General features: G+C 56.6%; 19 protein-coding genes and 2 pseudogenes. 10 read left to right on the top strand and 11 right to left on the bottom strand.

The features are described 5' to 3' along the window. Positions 1–17 precede the first annotated feature (17 nt). The 5 genes from ACFVHU_RS11015 (at position 18) to ACFVHU_RS10995 (ending at position 4098) form a co-directional block, all read left to right on the top strand. Complete coding sequence (locus ACFVHU_RS11015) at positions 18–1199, top strand: ThiF family adenylyltransferase (RefSeq protein WP_388024403.1); 1182 nt, start codon at positions 18–20, stop codon at positions 1197–1199. After that, a complete protein-coding gene (locus tag ACFVHU_RS11010; RefSeq protein ID WP_388024401.1) occupies positions 1196–1603 on the top strand; it encodes a molybdenum cofactor biosynthesis protein MoaE in 408 nt (135 codons plus the stop codon). The genes ACFVHU_RS11015 and ACFVHU_RS11010 overlap by 4 nt, the downstream gene beginning before the upstream one ends. Positions 1604–1645: 42 nt before the next feature. Further along, positions 1646–2068 carry a hypothetical protein gene (locus tag ACFVHU_RS11005; protein ID WP_388024399.1) on the top strand — a complete coding sequence of 141 codons (423 nt, stop codon included), beginning with the start codon at positions 1646–1648 and terminating at the stop codon, positions 2066–2068. Between the two features lie 1076 nt (positions 2069–3144). Then, on the top strand, positions 3145–3705 hold the full coding sequence (locus ACFVHU_RS11000; protein WP_388024398.1) for a hypothetical protein: 561 nt from the start codon (positions 3145–3147) through the stop codon (positions 3703–3705). A gap of 27 nt (positions 3706–3732) precedes the next feature. Next, a complete protein-coding gene (locus ACFVHU_RS10995; protein WP_388024396.1) occupies positions 3733–4098 on the top strand; it encodes a hypothetical protein in 366 nt (121 codons plus the stop codon). A 537-nt stretch (positions 4099–4635) separates the two neighbouring features. Here ACFVHU_RS10995 and ACFVHU_RS10990 read toward each other — a convergent pair. From ACFVHU_RS10990 to ACFVHU_RS10980, 3 genes and pseudogenes are all read right to left on the bottom strand, one after another. After that, positions 4636–5334 carry an abortive infection family protein gene (locus ACFVHU_RS10990; RefSeq protein WP_388024394.1) on the bottom strand — a complete coding sequence of 233 codons (699 nt, stop codon included), beginning with the start codon at positions 5332–5334 and terminating at the stop codon, positions 4636–4638. Positions 5335–5437: 103 nt separating this feature from the next. Beyond that, positions 5438–6030, bottom strand: a pseudogene (locus ACFVHU_RS10985) (recombinase family protein). 236 nt (positions 6031–6266) lie between these two features. Beyond that, positions 6267–6848: a hypothetical protein gene (locus ACFVHU_RS10980; RefSeq protein ID WP_388024392.1), complete on the bottom strand. Its 582-nt coding sequence runs from the start codon at positions 6846–6848 to the stop codon at positions 6267–6269. Positions 6849–7263: 415 nt separating this feature from the next. Between ACFVHU_RS10980 and ACFVHU_RS10975 the strand changes: the two genes are divergently transcribed. Then, a complete protein-coding gene (locus tag ACFVHU_RS10975) occupies positions 7264–7407 on the top strand; it encodes a hypothetical protein (protein ID WP_388024391.1) in 144 nt (47 codons plus the stop codon). A gap of 303 nt (positions 7408–7710) precedes the next feature. Further along, positions 7711–8391 carry a hypothetical protein gene (locus ACFVHU_RS10970; protein ID WP_388024390.1) on the top strand — a complete coding sequence of 227 codons (681 nt, stop codon included), beginning with the start codon at positions 7711–7713 and terminating at the stop codon, positions 8389–8391. A 59-nt stretch (positions 8392–8450) separates the two neighbouring features. On the opposite strand, the gene ACFVHU_RS10965 is transcribed toward ACFVHU_RS10970, so the two are convergent. Next, entirely contained in the window at positions 8451–8741 is a 291-nt protein-coding gene (locus ACFVHU_RS10965; protein WP_388024388.1) for a hypothetical protein, read from the bottom strand. Between the two features lie 203 nt (positions 8742–8944). On the opposite strand from ACFVHU_RS10965, the pseudogene ACFVHU_RS10960 reads away from it, so the two are divergent. Continuing rightward, positions 8945–10089 (top strand): annotated as a pseudogene (locus tag ACFVHU_RS10960) (IS3 family transposase). Positions 10090–10535: 446 nt separating this feature from the next. Further along, the gene (locus tag ACFVHU_RS10955) at positions 10536–11024 is read left to right on the top strand and encodes a hypothetical protein (protein WP_388024386.1); all 489 of its coding nucleotides are present in this window, start codon (positions 10536–10538) and stop codon (positions 11022–11024) included. 113 nt (positions 11025–11137) lie between these two features. On the opposite strand, the gene ACFVHU_RS10950 is transcribed toward ACFVHU_RS10955, so the two are convergent. The 5 genes from ACFVHU_RS10950 to ACFVHU_RS10930 form a co-directional block, all read right to left on the bottom strand. Continuing rightward, a complete protein-coding gene (locus tag ACFVHU_RS10950; protein WP_388024651.1) occupies positions 11138–11764 on the bottom strand; it encodes a M20 family metallopeptidase in 627 nt (208 codons plus the stop codon). Positions 11765–11773: 9 nt separating this feature from the next. Further along, positions 11774–12331 carry a M20 family metallopeptidase gene (locus ACFVHU_RS10945; protein WP_388024384.1) on the bottom strand — a complete coding sequence of 186 codons (558 nt, stop codon included), beginning with the start codon at positions 12329–12331 and terminating at the stop codon, positions 11774–11776. A 695-nt stretch (positions 12332–13026) separates the two neighbouring features. Further along, positions 13027–14349, bottom strand: coding sequence for a flavin monoamine oxidase family protein (locus tag ACFVHU_RS10940; RefSeq protein WP_388024383.1), 1323 nt, complete (start codon positions 14347–14349; stop codon positions 13027–13029). An 11-nt stretch (positions 14350–14360) separates the two neighbouring features. Further along, a complete protein-coding gene (locus tag ACFVHU_RS10935) occupies positions 14361–14693 on the bottom strand; it encodes a cupin domain-containing protein (protein ID WP_388024382.1) in 333 nt (110 codons plus the stop codon). 39 nt (positions 14694–14732) lie between these two features. Further along, positions 14733–16202 (bottom strand): APC family permease, encoded by a 1470-nt coding sequence (locus tag ACFVHU_RS10930; RefSeq protein WP_388024381.1) that lies wholly within the window; start codon positions 16200–16202, stop codon positions 14733–14735. A gap of 143 nt (positions 16203–16345) precedes the next feature. Between ACFVHU_RS10930 and ACFVHU_RS10925 the strand changes: the two genes are divergently transcribed. Further along, positions 16346–16927, top strand: coding sequence for a TetR/AcrR family transcriptional regulator (locus ACFVHU_RS10925; protein ID WP_388024380.1), 582 nt, complete (start codon positions 16346–16348; stop codon positions 16925–16927). Between the two features lie 533 nt (positions 16928–17460). Here ACFVHU_RS10925 and ACFVHU_RS10920 read toward each other — a convergent pair. Both ACFVHU_RS10920 and ACFVHU_RS10915 read right to left on the bottom strand, forming a co-directional pair. Continuing rightward, positions 17461–18270, bottom strand: coding sequence for an SDR family NAD(P)-dependent oxidoreductase (locus ACFVHU_RS10920; protein WP_388024650.1), 810 nt, complete (start codon positions 18268–18270; stop codon positions 17461–17463). A 145-nt stretch (positions 18271–18415) separates the two neighbouring features. Continuing rightward, positions 18416–19846: an aldehyde dehydrogenase family protein gene (locus tag ACFVHU_RS10915; protein WP_388024378.1), complete on the bottom strand. Its 1431-nt coding sequence runs from the start codon at positions 19844–19846 to the stop codon at positions 18416–18418. Between the last annotated feature and the right edge of the window lie 46 nt (positions 19847–19892).

Genomic DNA, 19892 nt, shown 5'->3' with positions numbered 1-19892 from the left:
AGGCGATAAGGAGCACGATGAAAAGCGAACGCGATTTTCCCGCGCTTGTGGCCCCCGGGCCGCCACTGAGCGGGGAACAGGCTGCACGAGCTGCACGCCAACTCTCGTTGCCCGGATTTGATGACACCGCGCAGCGCCGCCTGGCCGCCGCCCGGGTACTGGTTATCGGCGCTGGCGGGCTAGGCAGCGCCAGCGTCCCGTATCTGGTCGGAGCAGGGGTAGGCACCATCGGCATCGTGGATGATGACGTGGTGGAGCTATCCAACCTGCACCGCCAAGTCACGCACACCACCGCTAATATCGGCTTGGCCAAGACTGCTTCCTTGGCGCAGGCCGCCACGGCGCTGGACCCCAATGTGAAGATCATCGAGCATAATCTGCGCCTGGATTCTTCCAACGCGCTTCAGATCTTTGCAAATTATGACTTGGTCATCGATGGCAGCGACAACTTCCCGACCCGATACCTGTCCAATGACGCCGCGCAGCTCACGGGCATCCCGCTAATCTGGGGATCGATCCTGCAGCATCATGGACAAGTTTCCGTGGCCTGGCATGAGCATGGTCCGGGTTACCGCGACCTGTTCCCGGTCCCGCCTGCCCCGGGCTCCGTGCCGGATTGCGCGGCCGGGGGCGTGCTGCCCGGATTGTGCGGAACCGTCGGCTCGCTCCTGTCCACCGAAGCCTTGAAACTGATCGCCGGAATCGGTGCCCCGCTGGTGGGAAAGGTGCTGATCTATGATGCGCTGGCTGCTAGCACCCGCACCCTCGAATTCTCTAGAGACCCCCGAGGCGCTGAAGTCACCGAGCTGATTGACTACGTGCTCTTCTGCTCCGGTTCTCTGCCCGAGGTCCAAAGCATCGATGCCAAGGCGCTCGCCGAGTCGCTGGCTGGTTCCGCTGCTCCTGTCTTGTTGGATGTGCGCAATGATGACGAACGCGCACAACAGCACATCGCCGGTTCCTTGCATCTGCCCCTTCCTGGGCTGGAAGCAGCTATTGAAGCCGGCGCAGATCTGAAGCAGATCCCGGCACAGGTAACGGTCTATTGCGCACGCGGTCCTCGCTCGCAACGCGCGGCCGCCTTGCTCGCCGGGCGAGGCATCAGAACAAACTACCTTGAAGGCGGGCTTCCCGCACTGGCTGAAGTGGCCCCGCAGCTGCTGGCCGATCATGCACACACCGAAGGAGCCCGCTCATGAGCTACGCCTTGATCACCGAAGAACCTATCGACGAGGCCGCAGTGCGCGATGCCGTGCAGTCCGATATTGCAGGCGCAGTGGTGCTCTTCCACGGAATCATTCGTAATCACGACGGCGGCCAGTCGGTGAACTCCTTGGACTACTCGCATCACCCGCAGGCGCAGGATTTCCTGGAGAAAATCCTTGCCGAGGAAGAAGAACGCACCGGGCTGAAGCTTTCCGCTGTGCACCGCGTGGGTCCGTTGAAGATTGGCGACGCCGCGCTGGTCGCTGCTTCGGCAGCAGCGCACCGGAAGGAAGCATTCGATGCCATTGAGAACCTGGTGGAACGCATCAAGGCCGAGGTCCCGATCTGGAAGAAGCAGCACTTCTCTTCCGGCAGTTCAGAATGGGTTGGGCTGTAGGGTCGATACTGCTTCACTTATGCAACTAATGGAAAGCCGGGCTTGCCTGCGGCTGACTATCCTCCTGGCGTAGGGAGCAAGACCGACTATAGGGAAATCATGCCGGGAGAAATTCCTCGCGATGAATTCCTGGTGTCCAGGCTTCGACAACAATGTCTGCCGCATCCGGATGTGGAAAACGCGACTTTGTCGATGCAACACGCTCTGGAATTTTCGACGCAGAAGATGCTTTCCAAACAAGAGCTACGCAAACTGACGCACGACTTTCTGTTGGCTTTGCTCGGCGTTGAGTTCGACAGGACCAGCCTGAACTCCGCGATATCGAATGTCGCGAGTGCGGTCCTTTCTCTTCGTGATGCTCCGCGAACAGTGCAGACAATAAACGACGTCTTGCTTGCGAGTCATGCGTATTTTTGGCTCGAGAATATATCTGCCGAAGCACTGTTAGAAGGTTTTGAATGCTAGTTGTTTTGTATCGGGGCATCGGTAAGAGCCAGTCAGGCAGATTGTGTAAGCACCCTAGTCACCCTCATTCTTTCGCGTGTACGCATGCTGAGCAAGTCGGCTTCAAACTCGGCAATCATTGCGTGGACGTCCTCTAGCGTTTAGCCGGGGCTCGGTTGAAAGCAACCCACGCGCACTGTCGAATCTGCTTGTTGTAGACATCGAACACGAAGACGCCTTCTACCTTGCTATGCGGAACCGCAAACGCTGGCTAACCTAACGCGCAGTAGTCGAAAACCCACAGACGTGCCACGCGTACACTGTCTGGGCGCGACTATGCGGAGTCAGATCTGACTTTCGGCGAGTGATCCGGTCGCATATGGTCGTGGCGATAAACACTGAGGCAAGATCTGCATATCCGACAAGTGCAGATAAGCAGTTTCCCAGTAGACCCAACAAGAAATAGCACTGATAGCACTCAGACTGATGCAGTCCACGTGGTACTTCGCTAGAAATTTCGAGGCCAGTCCGGCAAGAAAAGGGATCTTAGCCTCCTGCAACATGACATTCTTGAGCGTTACCTAAAGTGGCCAACAGGTGAGTGTTCACAAGTTCGTCACTCGCAGGCATGAGACTGTTCCCAGCCACAACGAATGCCTGTCCGTACGTGTAGTTGCCTCTAACGCGAGCTGTGTGGATTGCTTCACCTCCTAGCGAAGTTTCGTTGAACGCGTGCATAGAAATGAAATATAAACGCCAGACAGAATCTCGCCTCTCCGCCAACAACGTAATGAAAGCAAGGCACCCGAGCTGGATTACATCGTAGGCTGCGTTGGCCGAATACCTGCGGGACCGCGATCACCATCAGTGGACCTTCCACTCAACGAGATGAGACGCGGCTTAGGGTTCAAGAGTGAACGTGATCGCATGGCGCGATAGCACATTTTCAACGAGGTCGCCATACCACTTAAGTATGACCACTGATTTCAATAGTGCACTCTATTAGCGTTGACTTAAGCTAATTGGGTTAGATACGTTTTAAGGACAGATGTTCCAGAAATCAGCTGGGGCAGTTCATGCTCATTTGGAGAGCAAAAATGAAGAATAAGTTTGTGAATGCTTCGATTGCGGCCGTCCTTACTTGTGGATTGACCTTCACAGCACTTCCCGCGTCCGCGTCAACGCCGGCCCAGCTCAATCCAGCGGCTACGGCAATTGCCGAAGATTCGGTGTCGAATGCCGAAGTGGAAAAGTTGGCTAAGGACCTTGAAGCGCTTTTCACCCACGGAATCACCCAGAATGAAGATGGATCATTCCGTGTTGATGAAATGAGCATTATCGAGCATTTTGGGGAAGTAGAAGGCGGGCAGATCATTGCCCAGTTCCGCGCCCAGGTTCCGCAAACTCACATCGGTAATATCCCAGTTGCCTCAGCAGCAAATTACGGCCAGTGCGTCCTGAACTTCACCGGGTTCGCAACCCTCTTCGGCGCTTCTGAAGGAACGATTCTGGGTTACCTCAATCGCAAGGATTGGAAAAAGGCTGCTGAAACTATGGTGAAATTCTTGGGTAAGCAGGCAATAAAGGGGGGCGTTGTTGGTCTGGCCGCCTCGCTCGCGGCAGCTGGTGCTTGGTGCGCGACCCCTTGGGGAAAGTAATCCGCTCTCTTTTGGAAGGTGATCTCAATGCAAAATGGAGGAATGTTCGGGATGTCTACAGGGCTGAAAATCACTGTGGCGGCGTGTTTTACCGTCGGATCAATTTTTACCGGGGCTAATGGGTTGACCGCGGTTTCCTTAATAGCGGCCCTGGCCGCTGTTGTTTCCGGTGTCTTGGCTGTAGCGGAGGTAAGCCGCGAAGCTAGGAAAGCAGGATTCATTGTCGGACTTGCAGCTAGTGTGCTCTCAGTGCTGGGTACGGCATTCGTTTTGACTGCAAGCACCGTGTTGCCTTTCGCCGTCACGGCTGCAGTCACTGGAGCACCCGTGCTTTTGTGGATTGCTCTAGCTGTAGTCCACAGCAAGTCGGATACGGTGAAAACTGCAATCTAGTTCGGATACAAGTAATCGGTGGTTGATGAACACGTAAGGAGTTCTCAACCACCGATTCTTGCGCTTAACGTTGTTTCTTTTCGGGTCATGTTCTCGGGAGGTGCTCAACCCTGCGGACAAAAGTGCTGAGAATTTCGGCAACTGACACGTTCTTCGATATTGACCCGAGCGCGACAATGAGCGGAGCCATCATAAAAGCATGGTTATCCTGACCCAGCTGCGAGATTCTACGATCAGTACGCACCCGGGGGTGGGGGTGCTGAAACTTGTTAAGGAGCTGGAGAACCACCCCTTGGGCGGGCGTACCCGATCAGCCTGGCCATCAGTCCGTCGAAAGTGTTTCGCAACTAATGGTGGATACATCATATCTGTGATATCAGTTGCGTAAAATAGTTGCGAGAATTTTGAACCATTGAGCATCCGTGGATTTTTCGCGGGGGAGTGGTGCCCGTTGAGACTTCCTGCAACCATTCAGTTGTAGGATATCTGCATTCAGTATTTTCATACTTCGCGCATGATCAGAACCGATAAAAGTGCTTAACGGCCCATTTGTCGATCATGGGTTGTTAACATGAGCTCGGCAACGTGCGTTGCTTCTCGAATAACGTAACGAGCTGCTTCCACAGTTACTCCTGTCGGGAGCGTTCTGCCGTGCCCAGTCCCTTGCAGGTTTCTTAATTCGTTGACGGCGATAATTATCTTCTTAGCTGACCTGTAGATGTCATGGATTTGTTTTGACCCCTCGACAGAGTTGTTAACTACGGCGGGGAGCAAACCTAGACGCTCGAACGATATTTCAATGAGACCAGGGAATGGGACCCTCGGATCCAGGGGGAGACCGCCTTCTTCGAGAACAAACTTGGCTATTGCCTCCAAGAGCTCCTTTGCTCCGCCCAAGACAGCTGCCGGGTCGTCCACATTTCTGCGCAATCGATTAAGCTGCTCGTCGAGGGCTGCACGGCCACCAGTTTCGAAATCAATCTTTCCTAGCTGTTCTAGGCGTCCATCAGTCGTTAAACCCCATCCACTGTGGGTAAGTGCGGATCGCAGAGTATCAACTCTCTGCTGGTCTTCAGAAAGGCTAAATGAGCCATGGAGTCTGAGTGCATTGAGCAAGCTATCAACGAGTTTTCGTGCTGTTTCGGATTTGCGGGATCCGACACTAGCTACAGCAAGTACACGTTGTTGTTTATTCGGTGTCTGGGTTTCCGGATCGTAGGGGTCATGATCTGACATGCCCGCTGTCTTGAAGACTCGTGTCAAAACGGAATGCTAAGGGCATCCCCAGCGAAGAAGAACTGCCCAATAGCTCCTGCAATCTCATCATTTAGCGGTGAACTCATGTACCAATTGTGCCTGTCTTCGTTTGCTTCAGGCTGGACTTCTGCAACGCCCTGTAAACGGTACTGCGACTGACGCCGAGAACTTCGCCAATTTGTGCCACGGTCATGTCGCGCTGTTCGTACATCCTCTTCGCAGCGCGAAGCTTGTCGGGGAGAGAGATGAGGGGCGCCCTCCTGTGCGGCCACGTGCCCGCGCCGTTGCTAGGCCGGCGTTGGTGCGCTCGCGGATGAGGTCGCGTTCGAATTCCGCCAGGGACGCGAAGATGTTGAACACAAGCCGGCCGCCTGAAGAACTAGTGTCGATGTTCTCTTGCAGGGATTTGAAATCGATGCCTTGTTGCTGCAGCGCGTCCATGTGGTTGATCAGATGGCGGATGGAGCGACCGAGGCGGTCGAGGCGCCAGGCCACTAGAGTGTCGCCGGGGCGGATCTGATCCAGGAGCTTATCGAGCTCGGGCCGAGACTCGAGTGAGCCGGATGCCGTGTCGGTGAATATGCGATGGCACCCCGCTTTGGTCAGTGCGTCGAGTTGAAGTTGTGCGTCTTGGTCGCCGGTGGAGACTCTGGCGTATCCGAGGAGGTGTCCCATGGGCCTAAATGTATCCATACTCGTGGGATAGGCGATGTATCGACGCATAGTTATGGCACTGAGTTATGCGACTAAATGCTCCTCGAAATCTGTTGAATTTTCAGCTGTCAGGAATTTTCACAACGACCAAGTGATCAGTGTGTCAAAAATGAGTGTTTTTGAATCCCATTTATTGCAGCCACTTCTATGTAAGGTATCGAACCAATTTCTTCAGGCCACGCGCTATGAGAACCCCGCTATACCTGATGAGTTGGGGAACCACTCGAAGGCGTTGACTGCGCGCTCGGAAGATCCCAGCTCGCTAGCACGCGCAGTTGCTCTTCACTGGCACTGCCAGGTTCCGCCGTGTAGAAAGACATATCGTGAGAACTGCGATTCCCGATCTGCAAGTCCGCCGACTGGTCGGTGAGCTCAATCTCGCCGACGATAGTGTGCGCAAAACGCTTTAGACCTTCATGACGAATCCGTACCGCGTGAGCAGCCCAGAAGCCACCAAATTCCTTACTTTTAGTCGTAAGCTCACCGATCAATTCTTGCAATGCCTTGTCGTAAGGTACCCGTCCAGCCTCCGCTCCTAATAACGCGACTGTAGCCGCATCTCCTGCCTCCCACTCCACAAAGAAATCTTTCGAAGACTCGTCCAAAAAGTGGTAGCGAGCAAAATTCGCCCACCCATTCGTTGCCGTAAAGCTCTCGAACATTGGCGCGTGCAGAGCACGAACCAAAGCATTAGGACCAATAACGTCTAGGCGCCCGTTACGCACGAAATCCGCCGACATGGTGATCGAGTCAAGCATCCATTGCACTCTCGGAGCCATAATTTAAACTGCAATCAACTCCGATCCAAGTAACCAGCTGTGTTCGCGGTAGTGAACCAACCTATGCTCCGCTGACTCACACAGGTACGTAGTTTCCTTCTTCGCTGTCGCACATTCCAGGAGTAGCTTAGTTTGTATGGCTGGCCCGACCATGCATGAAAGATCAGACTTAAGCCACTGACAATGCACCACCATCCACGCACGCTCCAAATCACGGGAGAGATACGAAGCCGGCACCCATGCCACACATGGAGCAGCACTAGCTGCTAGGGGGAGTGGACCGTCCGACGGTCAGTTGGCGAAAGCTTTCGGTTGGAGTTCCGGAGTTTCAGGAGACCAACGGCCGACTCCGCTCCCATGATGGAGATTGCATCGGTGGGTGCTCAAGCAGCGGAGACCATGCCGAAACGAGACAATGTCTATTCCGAAGATCGTCTTGTTGGAGGACCCCACGGAGTGGAGTATCGATACGCACCGGCAGGTACTCGATGAGACGAGGCGGGCACGGTTTACCTCGCTGATCGACTTCACTGCCGCCAACCAACGGACCCCGCGGTAGTAAGAACTACTCCACAGAGATTGAACAAGTCCTCTACTTAACCTCAAATGCTCATTCGTGGAAAATTCGATAATTTCTCTTTAGAAGATTCTTATGATCATGCTCCGACATAAATAGTAGTCTCCTTGTAAAAAGGGCCTTCATACAGTGTCGCTAAATCGAAAAGCATAAAATTTGTAGCTTCGACAAGTTCGACTAATGTTACGTAGAGCACCTTAATCCTAAGGTCTGACTTATTACTACCTTCTGAATTGCGAGGCGAGGATGGCGTCCATAAGGACTAAAATATTCACTTCGGTCGGAATGTTGGCATTGCTTTTTTCAACAGCTGTTCCAGCCAATGCTTCCGCCGAAGATTCTTCGGCAGAGACCACAAACACTCGAGAGTTCTTCGAGCGAACTGTCGAAGGAAACAAAGAGGGCTTCCTTGCCCCAGTTGAAGATCAATTTGGCAACAGTACTTTCACTGGAGACGAATCCATGATTACAGTCGTCGAAGAAACGATCACTCCTAGTGAGACTGCCGCCACGAGGATTCTAAAACCGATAATTCGATGCAGTTTAGATATTCAATACGTTCACGGTTCACATCATGTTGCGGGAACCATTAACGGTGTGGCTGTTATTACGTGTAAAAACGCAGCTACAAATAAAAAAGTTAATGCAAGTAAATTGACGCTCCATTATTCTTTAGTTAGAACGAAACCAAATTATAAGCAATGGGGTGCTCCAGCTGTTTCCAAGACTAACAAACCAACGATTAGGGCCAATCGAGCTGTTTCTTGCAAAGAAGGACCAGCTGATTTCCGCGGCTGGGCTCAAGGAGTTCTAGTAGCACCACCGGGCTATAAATTAGATGGACCTGCCAAATACAGCGCTTACGGAAAAACTACCGGCGTGGCATGTGGACTAAAAGCGTCAATCGCACCAGTGGGTATACCTGCGGAATCCATTGAGCTAACGTTTGTGCCCCAAGAACAATAATCTGAACAAAGTATGCGCCTGAGAATAAAATTCTCAGGCGCATATTTTGCATTCGATAACTATGACTCATTGGGATTTATTCCATATATTTTTATATAACCACAAGTACGCGGAATCTGGTAACCTCTATATTCTTCAACTTCTGTCTCAACAAAAACTTCGAATAGGCGGCCACGAGCGTTTAGAGTCGCCCACTTTAGGACTTCAGTCACGTCTTGGGCTTCACCAAGAAGCCAGGACTGAAGATTCCAGCCGCACGAGGGGTCGAAGCGCTCCCAAAACTGAATTCTGTAAATCGGATCATCTAGACTATCGCGAGGCTCGCCGTGAGTAGTTTCATAAAATTCCATGCACCAAGTCTAGGGTAGGTCAAAGGTACACGGCACTGCGCCACTTGAGAATACTACAATAGAACGAGTAATAGTTCCTCTTACTTCTGGTCGGGGAGCGACAGGGAAGTCAGTTTCCGCCGCCGGTTGGGTCCCCGGAAAGTAGTCCAGTGACTATGTGAGTACTCGTGTCCAACAATGGACACAGGAGGAATCACAGAAAAATGGCACGCAGACACACCAGACCAGGTCATCGCTAAAGTCCGTCAAGGACAAAAGATGCTCAACGAAGGCCACAAGATGATCGAGGTCATCAAAGAACTTCAGATCACCGAAGCTACTTGGTACCGCTGGCTCAACCAATACGGTTCAGAGAAAAACGCTGAAGCCAGCAAACGTACCAAGGAGTTAGAGAAGGAAAACGCGCGCCTCAAGAAGCTGCTCGCTGATCAAATGCTCGCCAACGACATCCTCACCGAGGTAGCCAAGGGAAAATTCTAGGCCCCGAACCACGCCGCCGCGCCATACGGATGGCAATGGATGAATTCGCCGGCGTCCGAACGCTTCGCCTGCCAAGTTCTGGGCCAGAACCGCTCTGCACTTCGTAAGAAGAAATCACCGATGAGCTTTGACGAAGCGCAGCTACGAGCCGACCTGAGGGCCATCGCGTCTAAGCATCCGGCCTGGGGGTGGCGCAAGGCCCGCTGGCATTTGCTGGCCACCGAACGGTGGAAAGACACTGTCTTGAACAGCAAGCGCATCCGACGACTATGGCGAGAAGAAGGCCTGGTCTGTAAGCCCAGATGTCGTAAGAAGAGTCGCGCCGCCCAGATGCGGGGGATCAGAAGCGTTTGACCGCCGAGTATCCGATGCATGTACTGAGCTTTGATTTCCAATCGGATGTCGCCTCTTGTGGCCGTCATATCCGGTTCTTTAATATCATCGATGAGTACACGCGGACCGCTTTGGCGATCATTCCCCGCCGTGCTTTTAAGGCTGCTGATGTGGTGGCTGTATTAGAGGACATCATTGCTGAAACCGGGATCCAGCCGATGTTCGTGCGGTGTGATAACGGTCCTGAGTTCACGGCTGGCGCGCTGGTGGATTGGTGCAACAGTGTAGGGGTGTCCATTGCGTTTATCGATCCTGGTTCGCCTTGGCAGAACGGTTTTATTGAGTCGTTCAATGCGCAGTTCCGTCGTGAACAACTTTCCGGGGAAATCATGGACACTATGGCGGATGCGAAGTATTTGGCTGATGAATGGAAAGACATTTACAATCATGAGGTCCCCATGGGTCTTTGGATGGGTTGACGCCGTCCCGGTTTTGGGATGAATGGGTTAGAGGGAATCAGTTAGCTATCACATAGCTGCTGGACTGCTTAAAGGGACCCAACCAACTTCAATTCAAGCAGAGTTGAAAGGCATTGGCTCTTACCCAAATCCTCACGATATGCGGTGAAAGCAAATAAAGTCTTTTCGGCTTTACATAACGTACATTATCGGCTTATAGACCACGGGAATCGAAGTACCGGCGAGAACTCCCGTCCATCAGCACATCCACCGTATCGGTACGTAAGGCGGACTTTGCGCGTTTCGCCGCTCTCAAGGGCCGCGACTGCTCTTGCCGCTGGGCGCTCTTGCGAACACAGGCTTCGTGCATCTAATGCATGTTGAGTGGTCCCGGGTTTTATGCCGTTTTCTATTGAGAGAATGGAAAGTATGCCCAAGCAGTACGCCCCTGAAGTCAAGGCACGTGCAGTCACCAGGGGGTGAGGACCGTGTTTATCGCGAGAAGAACGATAGCTCGGCACTCATGTTCGTTTCATTATTTGGCACCGGGGTTTTGGTTGGTCCTTCATGGGCGTTAGAAGCTGGCCGAGAGCTACCCGATTCGGAACTGGCCAGCCACGCGAAACTTTTGGAACTCAGCACTCCCTATGGTGGGCGGGCTCTCGGGGAGGCGAAGCTGTACTTCAGTGATTCAGCTCCATCATTGCCAAACCCAAACCCAAACGCCGAGCTGAGCCGTGCACGAGCGCACGCTGTTGATCTAGAAACAGCCTGTCCAGACGAGGACACCGCGGAAGTCGGCTTGAGTGAGATGGAGAATACCTTCATATTGCTCAGTGAATCAGAACGTGATTCGCTTCCTGTGGCGGGTGCTGGCTATGACGTGTGGGAAGGAAAGCTGGACCACCTCGGCGCGCTAGTAGCACCTGCCAATCGTCGAAGTGGACTCGGTTTTCAATCTGTCACTTTTGCTCAGAAGCACGCGATGGATGCCGGCCTGATTCCTCAATGACGCGTGCACGTTGATAATGCGGCGTCAATCAGAACGGCGCTGCGCGCCGGGTTTGAGTATGCGGGGGACGCAAACCACCGTGATTCTCAAAAATTAGCGCGCAGCTCCGAAGTTCAGCGTGCGGTTCGCTGAAAAGCGATGGCTGCCAGGGCTGCGGCCTGATCTGCGAGCACCGCGTCATCAAAGACGACACGTGGCGAGTGATTCCACTCTGCTTCCGACGCGTTCAACTCCGGTGGAGTGGCCAGCAACGCGATGAATGTGCCGGGAACTTCATCGAGCACAAAAGCGAAATCCTCAGATCCCATCATTGGTGATGGCATGATCGCCACGCGCTGTACACCGTAGATTTCGCGCATCGTTTCCAGTGCCGCTTCGGTCTCAATCGGATCGTTCACGGTCACCGGGTAGATCATTTCAAAACTCACGTCTGCGGTGAACTCATGGGCTGCTGCCACACCATTGATGACACGTGGCAGGCCTTCCTCCAAAACAGCCAGCGATTCGTGGGACATGGTGCGGATAGTCGCCGCCAGCTCGACGCTTTCAGGGATGACGTTGATAGCACCATCTCCGGTGGAAAGCCGGGTGGTCGAGAGGACTACCGGGTCGAAGGCATTGAATCGTCGAGTCACGAAGCTCTGCAACGCCAGGATGAGTTCGGCCGCTGCAGGAACTGGATCCAAGGTCTGGTGGGGTTGCGAGCCATGTCCGCCACGTCCATGTAATGTGACGCTCAGTTGGTTCGATCAGGCAGCCACCGGGCCGCCTCGTGTTGCGAAGACTCCGCGTGGACCGGGGCCCACATGGACCGCGTAGGCGGCGACAGGAGATTCGCCGGCTGCAGAAAGCAGTCCTTCTTCGAGCATGATCTTGGCGCCACCGTAGCCCTCTTCTCCTGGCTGGAACATGAAGATGACCGAGCCATGAAGTTCACTTTGGTGAGCCGACAGCAACTTGGCTGCCCCAACTAGTCCGGCGGTATGCAGATCGTGGCCGCAGGCGTGCATGTTGCCATTGGAGGAGGCGAAGTCCAGATGGGTTTCTTCGAGAATCGGCAATGCGTCCATGTCGCCACGAAGCAGGACGGTCGGGCCGGGCCGTTCTCCTCGAAGCACTGCGGTGACCGAGCTGGTGCGCGTGCCGGTGGTGATTTCCAACGGCAGCCCTTCGAGGGCGTCGAGCACCTTCTGCTGGGTGCGGGGCAGATCGAGACCGAGTTCGGGGTCCGCATGCAGCGCGCGGCGCAGTTTAATCAGTTCGGGAAGTATGGTTTGTGCATCAGCGGTAAAGTCGGCAGTGGTCATTAATCAGCCTTTCGTAGGCGTCGTCGACGGACGGGCAGTGGACCTCGAGTTGCTTAGAGATGACTATGCCGATGACTCAATCTTTAAGTAAGCACTGATCAAAGCTTTTACTACGAGCGATTTGAATCTATTTAGCACGCCAGCGACTATACGCTTCGCGGTTGTGCCGCCGTCAAGCTGTCACGATGCTTTTTGTTGCATCTCACAACTTTCCCGATGAGAAGCCTAAATTCTTCGTCCACGAATCCAGAAGTGTTCGCACTTTTCAGCTGAACATCCGTGACACTCGCCTCGCTCATCGTCAGTGTGCCCTTATATCAGGGATTCTCAGCCGGAGGAGTGGCAATCGTTGAGGCGTCTTGCACCCATTGGCTGCAAGACGCCTCACTGCTGAACTTTCACCTGCCAAATTAGATGACAGACGGCTGCAGGAGCAGGGAGCCCCCGAAATTCCAGCCAGTTTTGCTACCGGCTGATCCGCGATGATGTGTTCCGAGGCCAGCCCGACGAGGGCAACGGCCGCGGGGTTCTTGATCTCCCGTCCTCCCGTGAAGGGCTGAATTACGGGGAGGAAGCCCAATAAGGTCGCCCCTGTGGTCGCGGTGGATGGAAGGCTCATAGCGTGTTCCTCACCCCTCTCCTGAGAGAAAGCGAGGCGAACCGTTTAGCAGGACCCGGCATTCAGGCGAAAGATTCTAGACGGTCAAGACAGCACTGCTCCTTAGTTGATTTTCGAGTTGCTCAGCCACGGTTCGGGCTGCGTCGAGGCCGCTTTCGATGGCACCGTCAATGAATCCTCCCCAGCCGTTGGCGATGTCCGAACCGGCGATGCGGATTCGTCCCTCGGGGCGCTGGAGTTCGGCGAGGGATTCGGTGAGGTAGCCGGTGTAGTGCATGGACCAGGTGGAGCGGGCATATTTGTCATCGACCCAGTTGTGGCCTGCGATTTCCAGTACTTCCAGGCCCGGGACGAGTTCATCGAGAATGCGCTGGGCGGCTGCTGTGTCGGTGACGTCGACCGCCGCGGCAACGGGGCCGAAGCAGACCAGTGTGGTGGTGTTTGCATCGATGTACTCGACCTGGACAAAATTCAGGGGTGCGTCCTCGGGGCCCACGGCGACGAAGCGTTCCTGCTGTCCCTTGACCTTGACCCAGAGCTTGGCGCCGTGTCCGGCATGGCTGCGGGTCGCGGCCTCCCGCTTCGTCGCGGAGAGTTCGGGCTGGATGTCGATGTCGTTCAGGGTGCTCAGAGGTACCGCCAGGATGAGTTGGCGGGCGGTGAACCGGTGGCCGCTGATGGTTCGGACGACGACCCCGTCGGCGTCCCGATGGATGGATGCAACTGGATGTTCTAGCAATAGCTCGGCGTTGGAATCGGCCAGGATGGCCTCGGCGAGTCGACGGGTTCCGCCCTCGATCTTGAAGGTTGCGCAGGTCTCGAACATCAACTGCCAGGAACCGCTGGCCGCGGCGCACCAGCGCAACGCTTGCGTGTAGGCGGCTTGGTCCAAGGCGCCGTTGAAGTTCAGGGTCCAGAATGAGCGCAGCAGCTGTCGTTGGTCCGTGGGCAGGTCCAAGTGGTCGATGGCTTCGGAGAGCGTGACGTCGTCGATGTTGGTGATCTCGGGGTTGGACAACGGAGACCAAGGCAGCGGAAAGTATTTGCGCGAGTCGGCCAGCAACGCTTGATTTGGCGCATCGAGCAGGTCCATTAGTTCATCGGGATGCCCCGTGTGCTGTTGGTTCCCCGTGCTCCAGTAAGCCTGGGTGAAGTCGGGGCCGGAGACGGGGTGGATCCCGTATCGGCCCATTTCGGCCCAGACGTAAGGCTGGGTCCAATGGACCCAAGTGCCACCGAGTTCCAGGTTTCTGCCCAGATGTTCCTCGAGGTGAGTGCGTCCGGCGATGCGGTCGCGGGCTTCGAGGATGGTGGTTTTGTATCCGTGGCGAGAAAGTTCGCGGGCTGCGGTCAGTCCGGCGAAACCTGCACCGATGATGAGGACGTCAGAGTTGTCCATGGTGGTGTTCCTTAGCTGTAGACGAAGAATTCGATGGTGGGCTCGATGATGGTCCAGCGGGTCATTGCGCCCTTGGACAGCGAGGCCATGGAGCCGGCGGTGAGGTCGATTGTGTCCCCGCCTTGGACCTCGATGCGAATGTGGCCGGAGACGATGTAGATGGTTTCGTCTTCGCCGATGGGCAGGTCGAAGGGTTCGGGGGCTTCCTCGGGGGAGACACTCCAGATACCGGAGGCGAGAGCCTGATTCCCGTTGTCTCCGTTGCGGCGCAGCCATTGAACGGTGCCGAGCTCGAACGGCTCGAATGCGGTGGGGGTGTGCTTGGCATGGAATATCTGCGACATGATGCTTCTCTTCTTTCGGTCGGTCGGAAAACGACGTTTTTAGGATTGGGTGTTGTGGAATTCGAGTTCTTCGCTGGGCCGTGGTTCGCGCAGCAGAGGGAGCCTGTCCTGGATGCGGCGTCTGATCACAAACAGGATCAGGGAAAGCAGGAGAATGCCGATTCCGATGCCCAGTTCAACGGGCCCTCCATATCCGGAAATGTGGGATGAGGAGGCTCCGACCACCAGGACAGCTGCGCCATATACGGTGAGAATGATGGACAGAGGGATAGCCCATCGGCCGAGCTTGAAGCTTCGGAAGGCGTTGGGCCGGTCCAGACGGAGAAGGAGGAAGCCCGAGACGGCAAGCAGGATGGCCAGGAGATAGCCGATGTTGGCCGCCACGAGAATGGAGATGGGGTTGGATACAAAGAGGACAAGCAGGATGTTCATGACCACAGCGGTGACGGTGGCGCGGGCCGGTACCTTGTGTCGGTTGAGTTTCTCGAACTGGCGGGGAACAAGCCCGTCGACTGCCGCACCGTAGAGTGCACGCGATCCGTCGGCCATACTGGCGTTCACTCCCATGAGCAGTGCCCCGATGGTGATGAGCAGTGCAATGTCTCCGGCGAAGCCGGCGGGCAGCATCGCGGCGAAGCCGCTGACAAATACCGCTGAGGGGTCGGCGGCGGCATCGGCTTGCGTCACAAGTCCGCCAACGCCAATCGGTACCAGGGCGAACATCATGAAGGTGTAGGCGCCGGAGCTGGATAAGGCTCGGCGGGCGTCCTTGGTGCTGCGGTATTCCGGAGTAAAAGCGGCGCACATTTCGGTCCCATAGGCGGTCCAGCCGATCAAGTAAAGCCAAACTGCTGCATCCTGCCAACCACCCCAATGGTCGGCCCCGGCCTGCCCCAGGCCCCAGGTCAGGTTGCTTGCGTCCCATTGGCCGCTGACAAATGGGGCAACCACGAAGGTGAGCAGCGGGATCAGCAACAGGGCACCGAAGACCTTGTTCACCCAGGCTGCCGGCTGGGCGCCGAAAAGATTCGGCACCATCAGCGCCAGGATCAGCCCGATCCCGATCAGCTGGGCAGGACCGACCTGCAGGATCCCCAGATCGAGGGCCCACAACGCCCCTGGGAACCAGCGGGCCTGGATAATCGCGCCGGCGGTGAGGCTGACAATCGAGATGACGGCCGACCAGCCGAACCAGTAGCCAAAGGACGCTAATGCACCGGCGGGGGCGAAACGTCCTTTCCAGGCTTCATGCGCGTAGATCGGTACCCCACCTGATTTGTCGGGGAACATGGAAGCCATTTCGGCGAAGAGGTGGTTTTGTGCCCATCCGATGCCTGCGGCCATTGCCCAGATGAAGAGTGCGGAAAGAGCGCCGATGGCGGCCATGGTTGCGCCGAAGGATACGAAGAGGCCTCCGGAGACAGCCATCGCCAGGGCGAATGCGTCTTGCCACCGCAAGGTGCGGTGCAGCGCTGGAGCGGAGTTGTGGGGGTCGAGCGATGCAGGCATGAGGGGCCTTTCGATCACAAGTTGGGACCGCGCGGCGTACGGGTCACGCGGATGCGGAGACGTGTTCGTCCTCACATATTTAAAACTATGCATCTGCTTAGTTCATTGTGTCAAGGGACACATCCGTGGATTAGACTCGGTATGTGAAAGCGACGCGAATTAACAAATACGGCGAGGGCAGGGAAGCGCTCCTCGCGGCCACCGTCACTGTGGTCGCGGAACGTGGCCTCAGCGGCCTGACGTTCCGGGCGGTCAGCGAGGTTGCGCTGGTCAACAACACCCTAATCAGCCATCATTTCGGGACGAAGGACGCGTTGCTCCATGAGGCTGTGGCCTGGGCAACGTCACGCGCCATCCGGCTCAGCGACCTCTCGGCCGCTGAAACGATCGATGGGGGCTTTGCCCGTGCGCTCGTTGAGCTGGTCGGCAGCGAGCCGCACCTGCAGTTGTTCCAGTACGAATTCGTGCTCGAGGCACGCCGCCGCCCCGACCTCCGAGATGCCGCTGTGACGCTCTACGAGGGGTATATTGCGGCGCTCGAACGGGCGCTGAAACGTCACGGACACGCCAATACCCGGCCGCTGGCACGCGCCGTCTTTGCCGCCCTCGACGGGCTGGTGTTCCAGCAGCTCACCGTCGCTGAACCCGACGCGGTGCGCGAAGCCATCGAATGCGTCGGTGCCCTGCTGGAGGCCAACCTGAGTGCAAATTGCCAGTCTGGGTAGTGCGATATTTCTGCGGTAGCCTAGCGTGTCTGTCCGTCATCGTTCGAGAGGCGTGGTGAGCTGACCTGGCAATCCTGCGGTCCACTGGGTGGCAGGCCGACTTAGCGGTACCAGATCGGATGCTAAAGCAACGGCGCTGTGAACGAGGACAAGAAGCTAATGATCATCGCCAATATCTCTTTGGTGGTGTTCGCGGTTGTCATTGGCGGTCGTTGCTCAGACGCTTCCCTGATGCGGTCTGCAAATTCGTGTGAAGGTCAACTTCTTCCTGGGACTCGGGACCACGATGACACTTGGGTCGAAACGGACCATCACTGAAACCCCAATCATTTGACGCAGGGCATGATTGAGCATTGCGCGGAGTCCATCAACCGCGCTGGGATCCTGGTGCATGCTCGTCGGGGACGCGCGGCGTACCAACCGTACTGATTCCCCTGAACACAACCCCACGAACTAATGGTGCGAATCAGCGGGAAAAGCACTGCAGTTCACAGCTGGCGTGGTGCGGTAAGCTTCAGCGGCCCAGGGCCGTTTCAAGGGTGGGCAGGAAACTGGGAGGACTGGTTGGCGGACATCGTTGCCCGGGGATCCAGCGCTAGAGACCCTGGGTCGACAGCAATCATCCCGCCGTCTACGGGGATCACCGCCGCATTGATGTACGAGGCGTGCTCGGAGAGCAGCCAGGAGACCACGTTCCCGATTTCCGCCGCTTCGGCTGGACGCCGGCTGGGCACGAATGATGTGGCCACCGAGTAGGCTTGCTCTCGTTCAAGGCCGAGTTCGGCACCGTATTCGTCCATTTCCATGTCGGCCATTTCAGTCCTGGTCCATCCCGGGCAAACGGTGTTGGCGCGGATCCCGAAGGACCCGTAGTCGACGGCAATTGACTCCATCAGCATTGCCATTCCGGCTTTGGTGGCGTTGTATCCGGGAATGCCAGCGGTGGCCCGGAGCGCGGATGCTGAGGCGATCCCTACGATCGATCCTCCGGCGGCTATCAGATGCGGCATGGCCGCCTTGGCCAGGAGAAAGGGACCGGTCAGATTGGTGCGGACCATCGCGTCCCAATCGTCGGTTGCTAACTCCCCGACCTTGCCGGGGCGCACAATACCGGCATTCAGCACTAGGCCGTCGACGGATCCGAACCGTTCAACGGTGGTCTTGAGCAGCCGGTCCACATCCGCTGCGGAGGCGGCGTCGCCAACCACGGGGATTGCTCCGGTGGATAGGGCGACCTTCTCAAGTGTTTCGGACCGCCGTCCGCAAACGACAACGTTCCATCCCTGGTCCCGGAGTGCAGACACCGTCGCGGCGCCGATGCCTGTTCCTCCGCCGGTGACGATGGCTACGGGCTTCTTGTTCGTTCGGTGTCCTTACTGTGGGAGGGAACCACTACCGGTGATGCGGGGATAAGGAGCTGTCGACACCATCACCGGCACGGTCCCAGGTGTGCGGGGGCCACTGGGTAGGTGGCCCCCGCTGTTGGGGTTAGTAGCTGATGGCCTGGGGCTGCCCGAGGTGCTTGAGGCCCTCGACGCCGAATTCCAGTCCATAGCCTGACATCTTGGCGCCGCCGAAAGGGACCCGAGGGTCCACGGCGCCGTGCTTGTTGATCCACACTGTTCCGGCCTGGATGCGGGCGGCGACATTCCGGGCCGCGTCGATGTCCGAGGACCACACGGACGCGCCGAGGCCGACGTCCAGGCCGTTGGCCATGGCGATGGCCTCATCAAGGGTCGAGTACTTGATGATCGGCAAGGCCGGACCGAATTGTTCCTCGGTGACTAGGGCATTGTCGTTGCCGATGTCAGCGACAAGGGTCGTTGGGTAGAAATGGCCCGGCTGGTTTGCCACAGGGTTTCCGCCTAGCAGGACGCGCGCGCCAGAATCCTTGGCTGCTTGGACCAAGGAAGCGACGATGTCGAATTGCGCCTTGTTCTGCAGCGGGCCCAGGACATTTTTTTCGTCCAGTCCGTTGCCCATGGGCATCGCTTTCGCAACCTTGATGAGCGCCTGGCAGACTTCCTCGTAGATGTTCTCGTGGACATAGAGCCGTTTCAGGGCGGCGCACGTCTGGCCGGTGTTGATAAATGCCCCCCAGAACAGATTCTCGGCGATCTTCTCGGGGTCTGCATCGGGCAGTACGATTCCGGCGTCGTTGCCGCCGAGTTCCATAGTTAGCCTCTTCACGGTATCGGCAGAAGAGCGGATGATGGCTTTGCCCGTAGCGGTCGATCCAGTGAACATGATCTTGTTAATGCCTGGATGCTTGCTGATCGCCTCGCCCACATCGCGGCCACCGGAAACCACGTGCAAGAGATCCTGAGGCAGTACCGAATTGATTACGTGCACCAGGGCGAGTACCGATAGCGGCGTGTATTCCGAGGGTTTGAGTACCACGGTATTACCCATCCGCAGGGCCGGTGCCAGTTGCCAGACCGAGATCATCATGGGCCAGTTCCATGGGCCGATGGCACCGACAACACCCAAGGGGCGGTAATGCAGTTCGGCCGTTCCGCTCTCATCATCGACTAGCACCTCTGGTTCAAGATCGATTCCAGCGGTAGTGCGCAGCCAGGCGGCGCAGGCGCCGACTTCGAAGCGGGCGTTAGGGCCGTTAAGCGGCTTGCCCTGTTCCCGTGAGAGCAGCACCGCCAGCGCTTCGGCGTTGGCTTCCACTGCGTCGGCAGCCAGGTTCAGCAGCTCGCTGCGTTCGGCGTGGGAACGCGCTGCCCATCCGGGCTGCGCGGCGCGGGCAGCGGTGATGGCAGTTTCAAGATCGGCGGTGGTATGTTCCGGGGCCAGGCCAACGAGAGCCCCAGTTGCGGGGTCCGTGATCTCGCGCCCTCCGGGGACGGCGTGGATTGCGGAGAGAAGGTCCTTGGAAATGGCGGGTCGGGTATTTGGATGGATCGTCATGTCGAGTCTTTCGTGGTTGGTGGGCTCGAGACGGAATCGCGATGCC

The organism is Glutamicibacter sp. NPDC127525 (assembly GCF_042672105.1).
GTDB lineage: Bacteria > Actinomycetota > Actinomycetes > Actinomycetales > Micrococcaceae > Glutamicibacter.
This window is presented reverse-complemented; position numbering and strand designations above follow the sequence as displayed.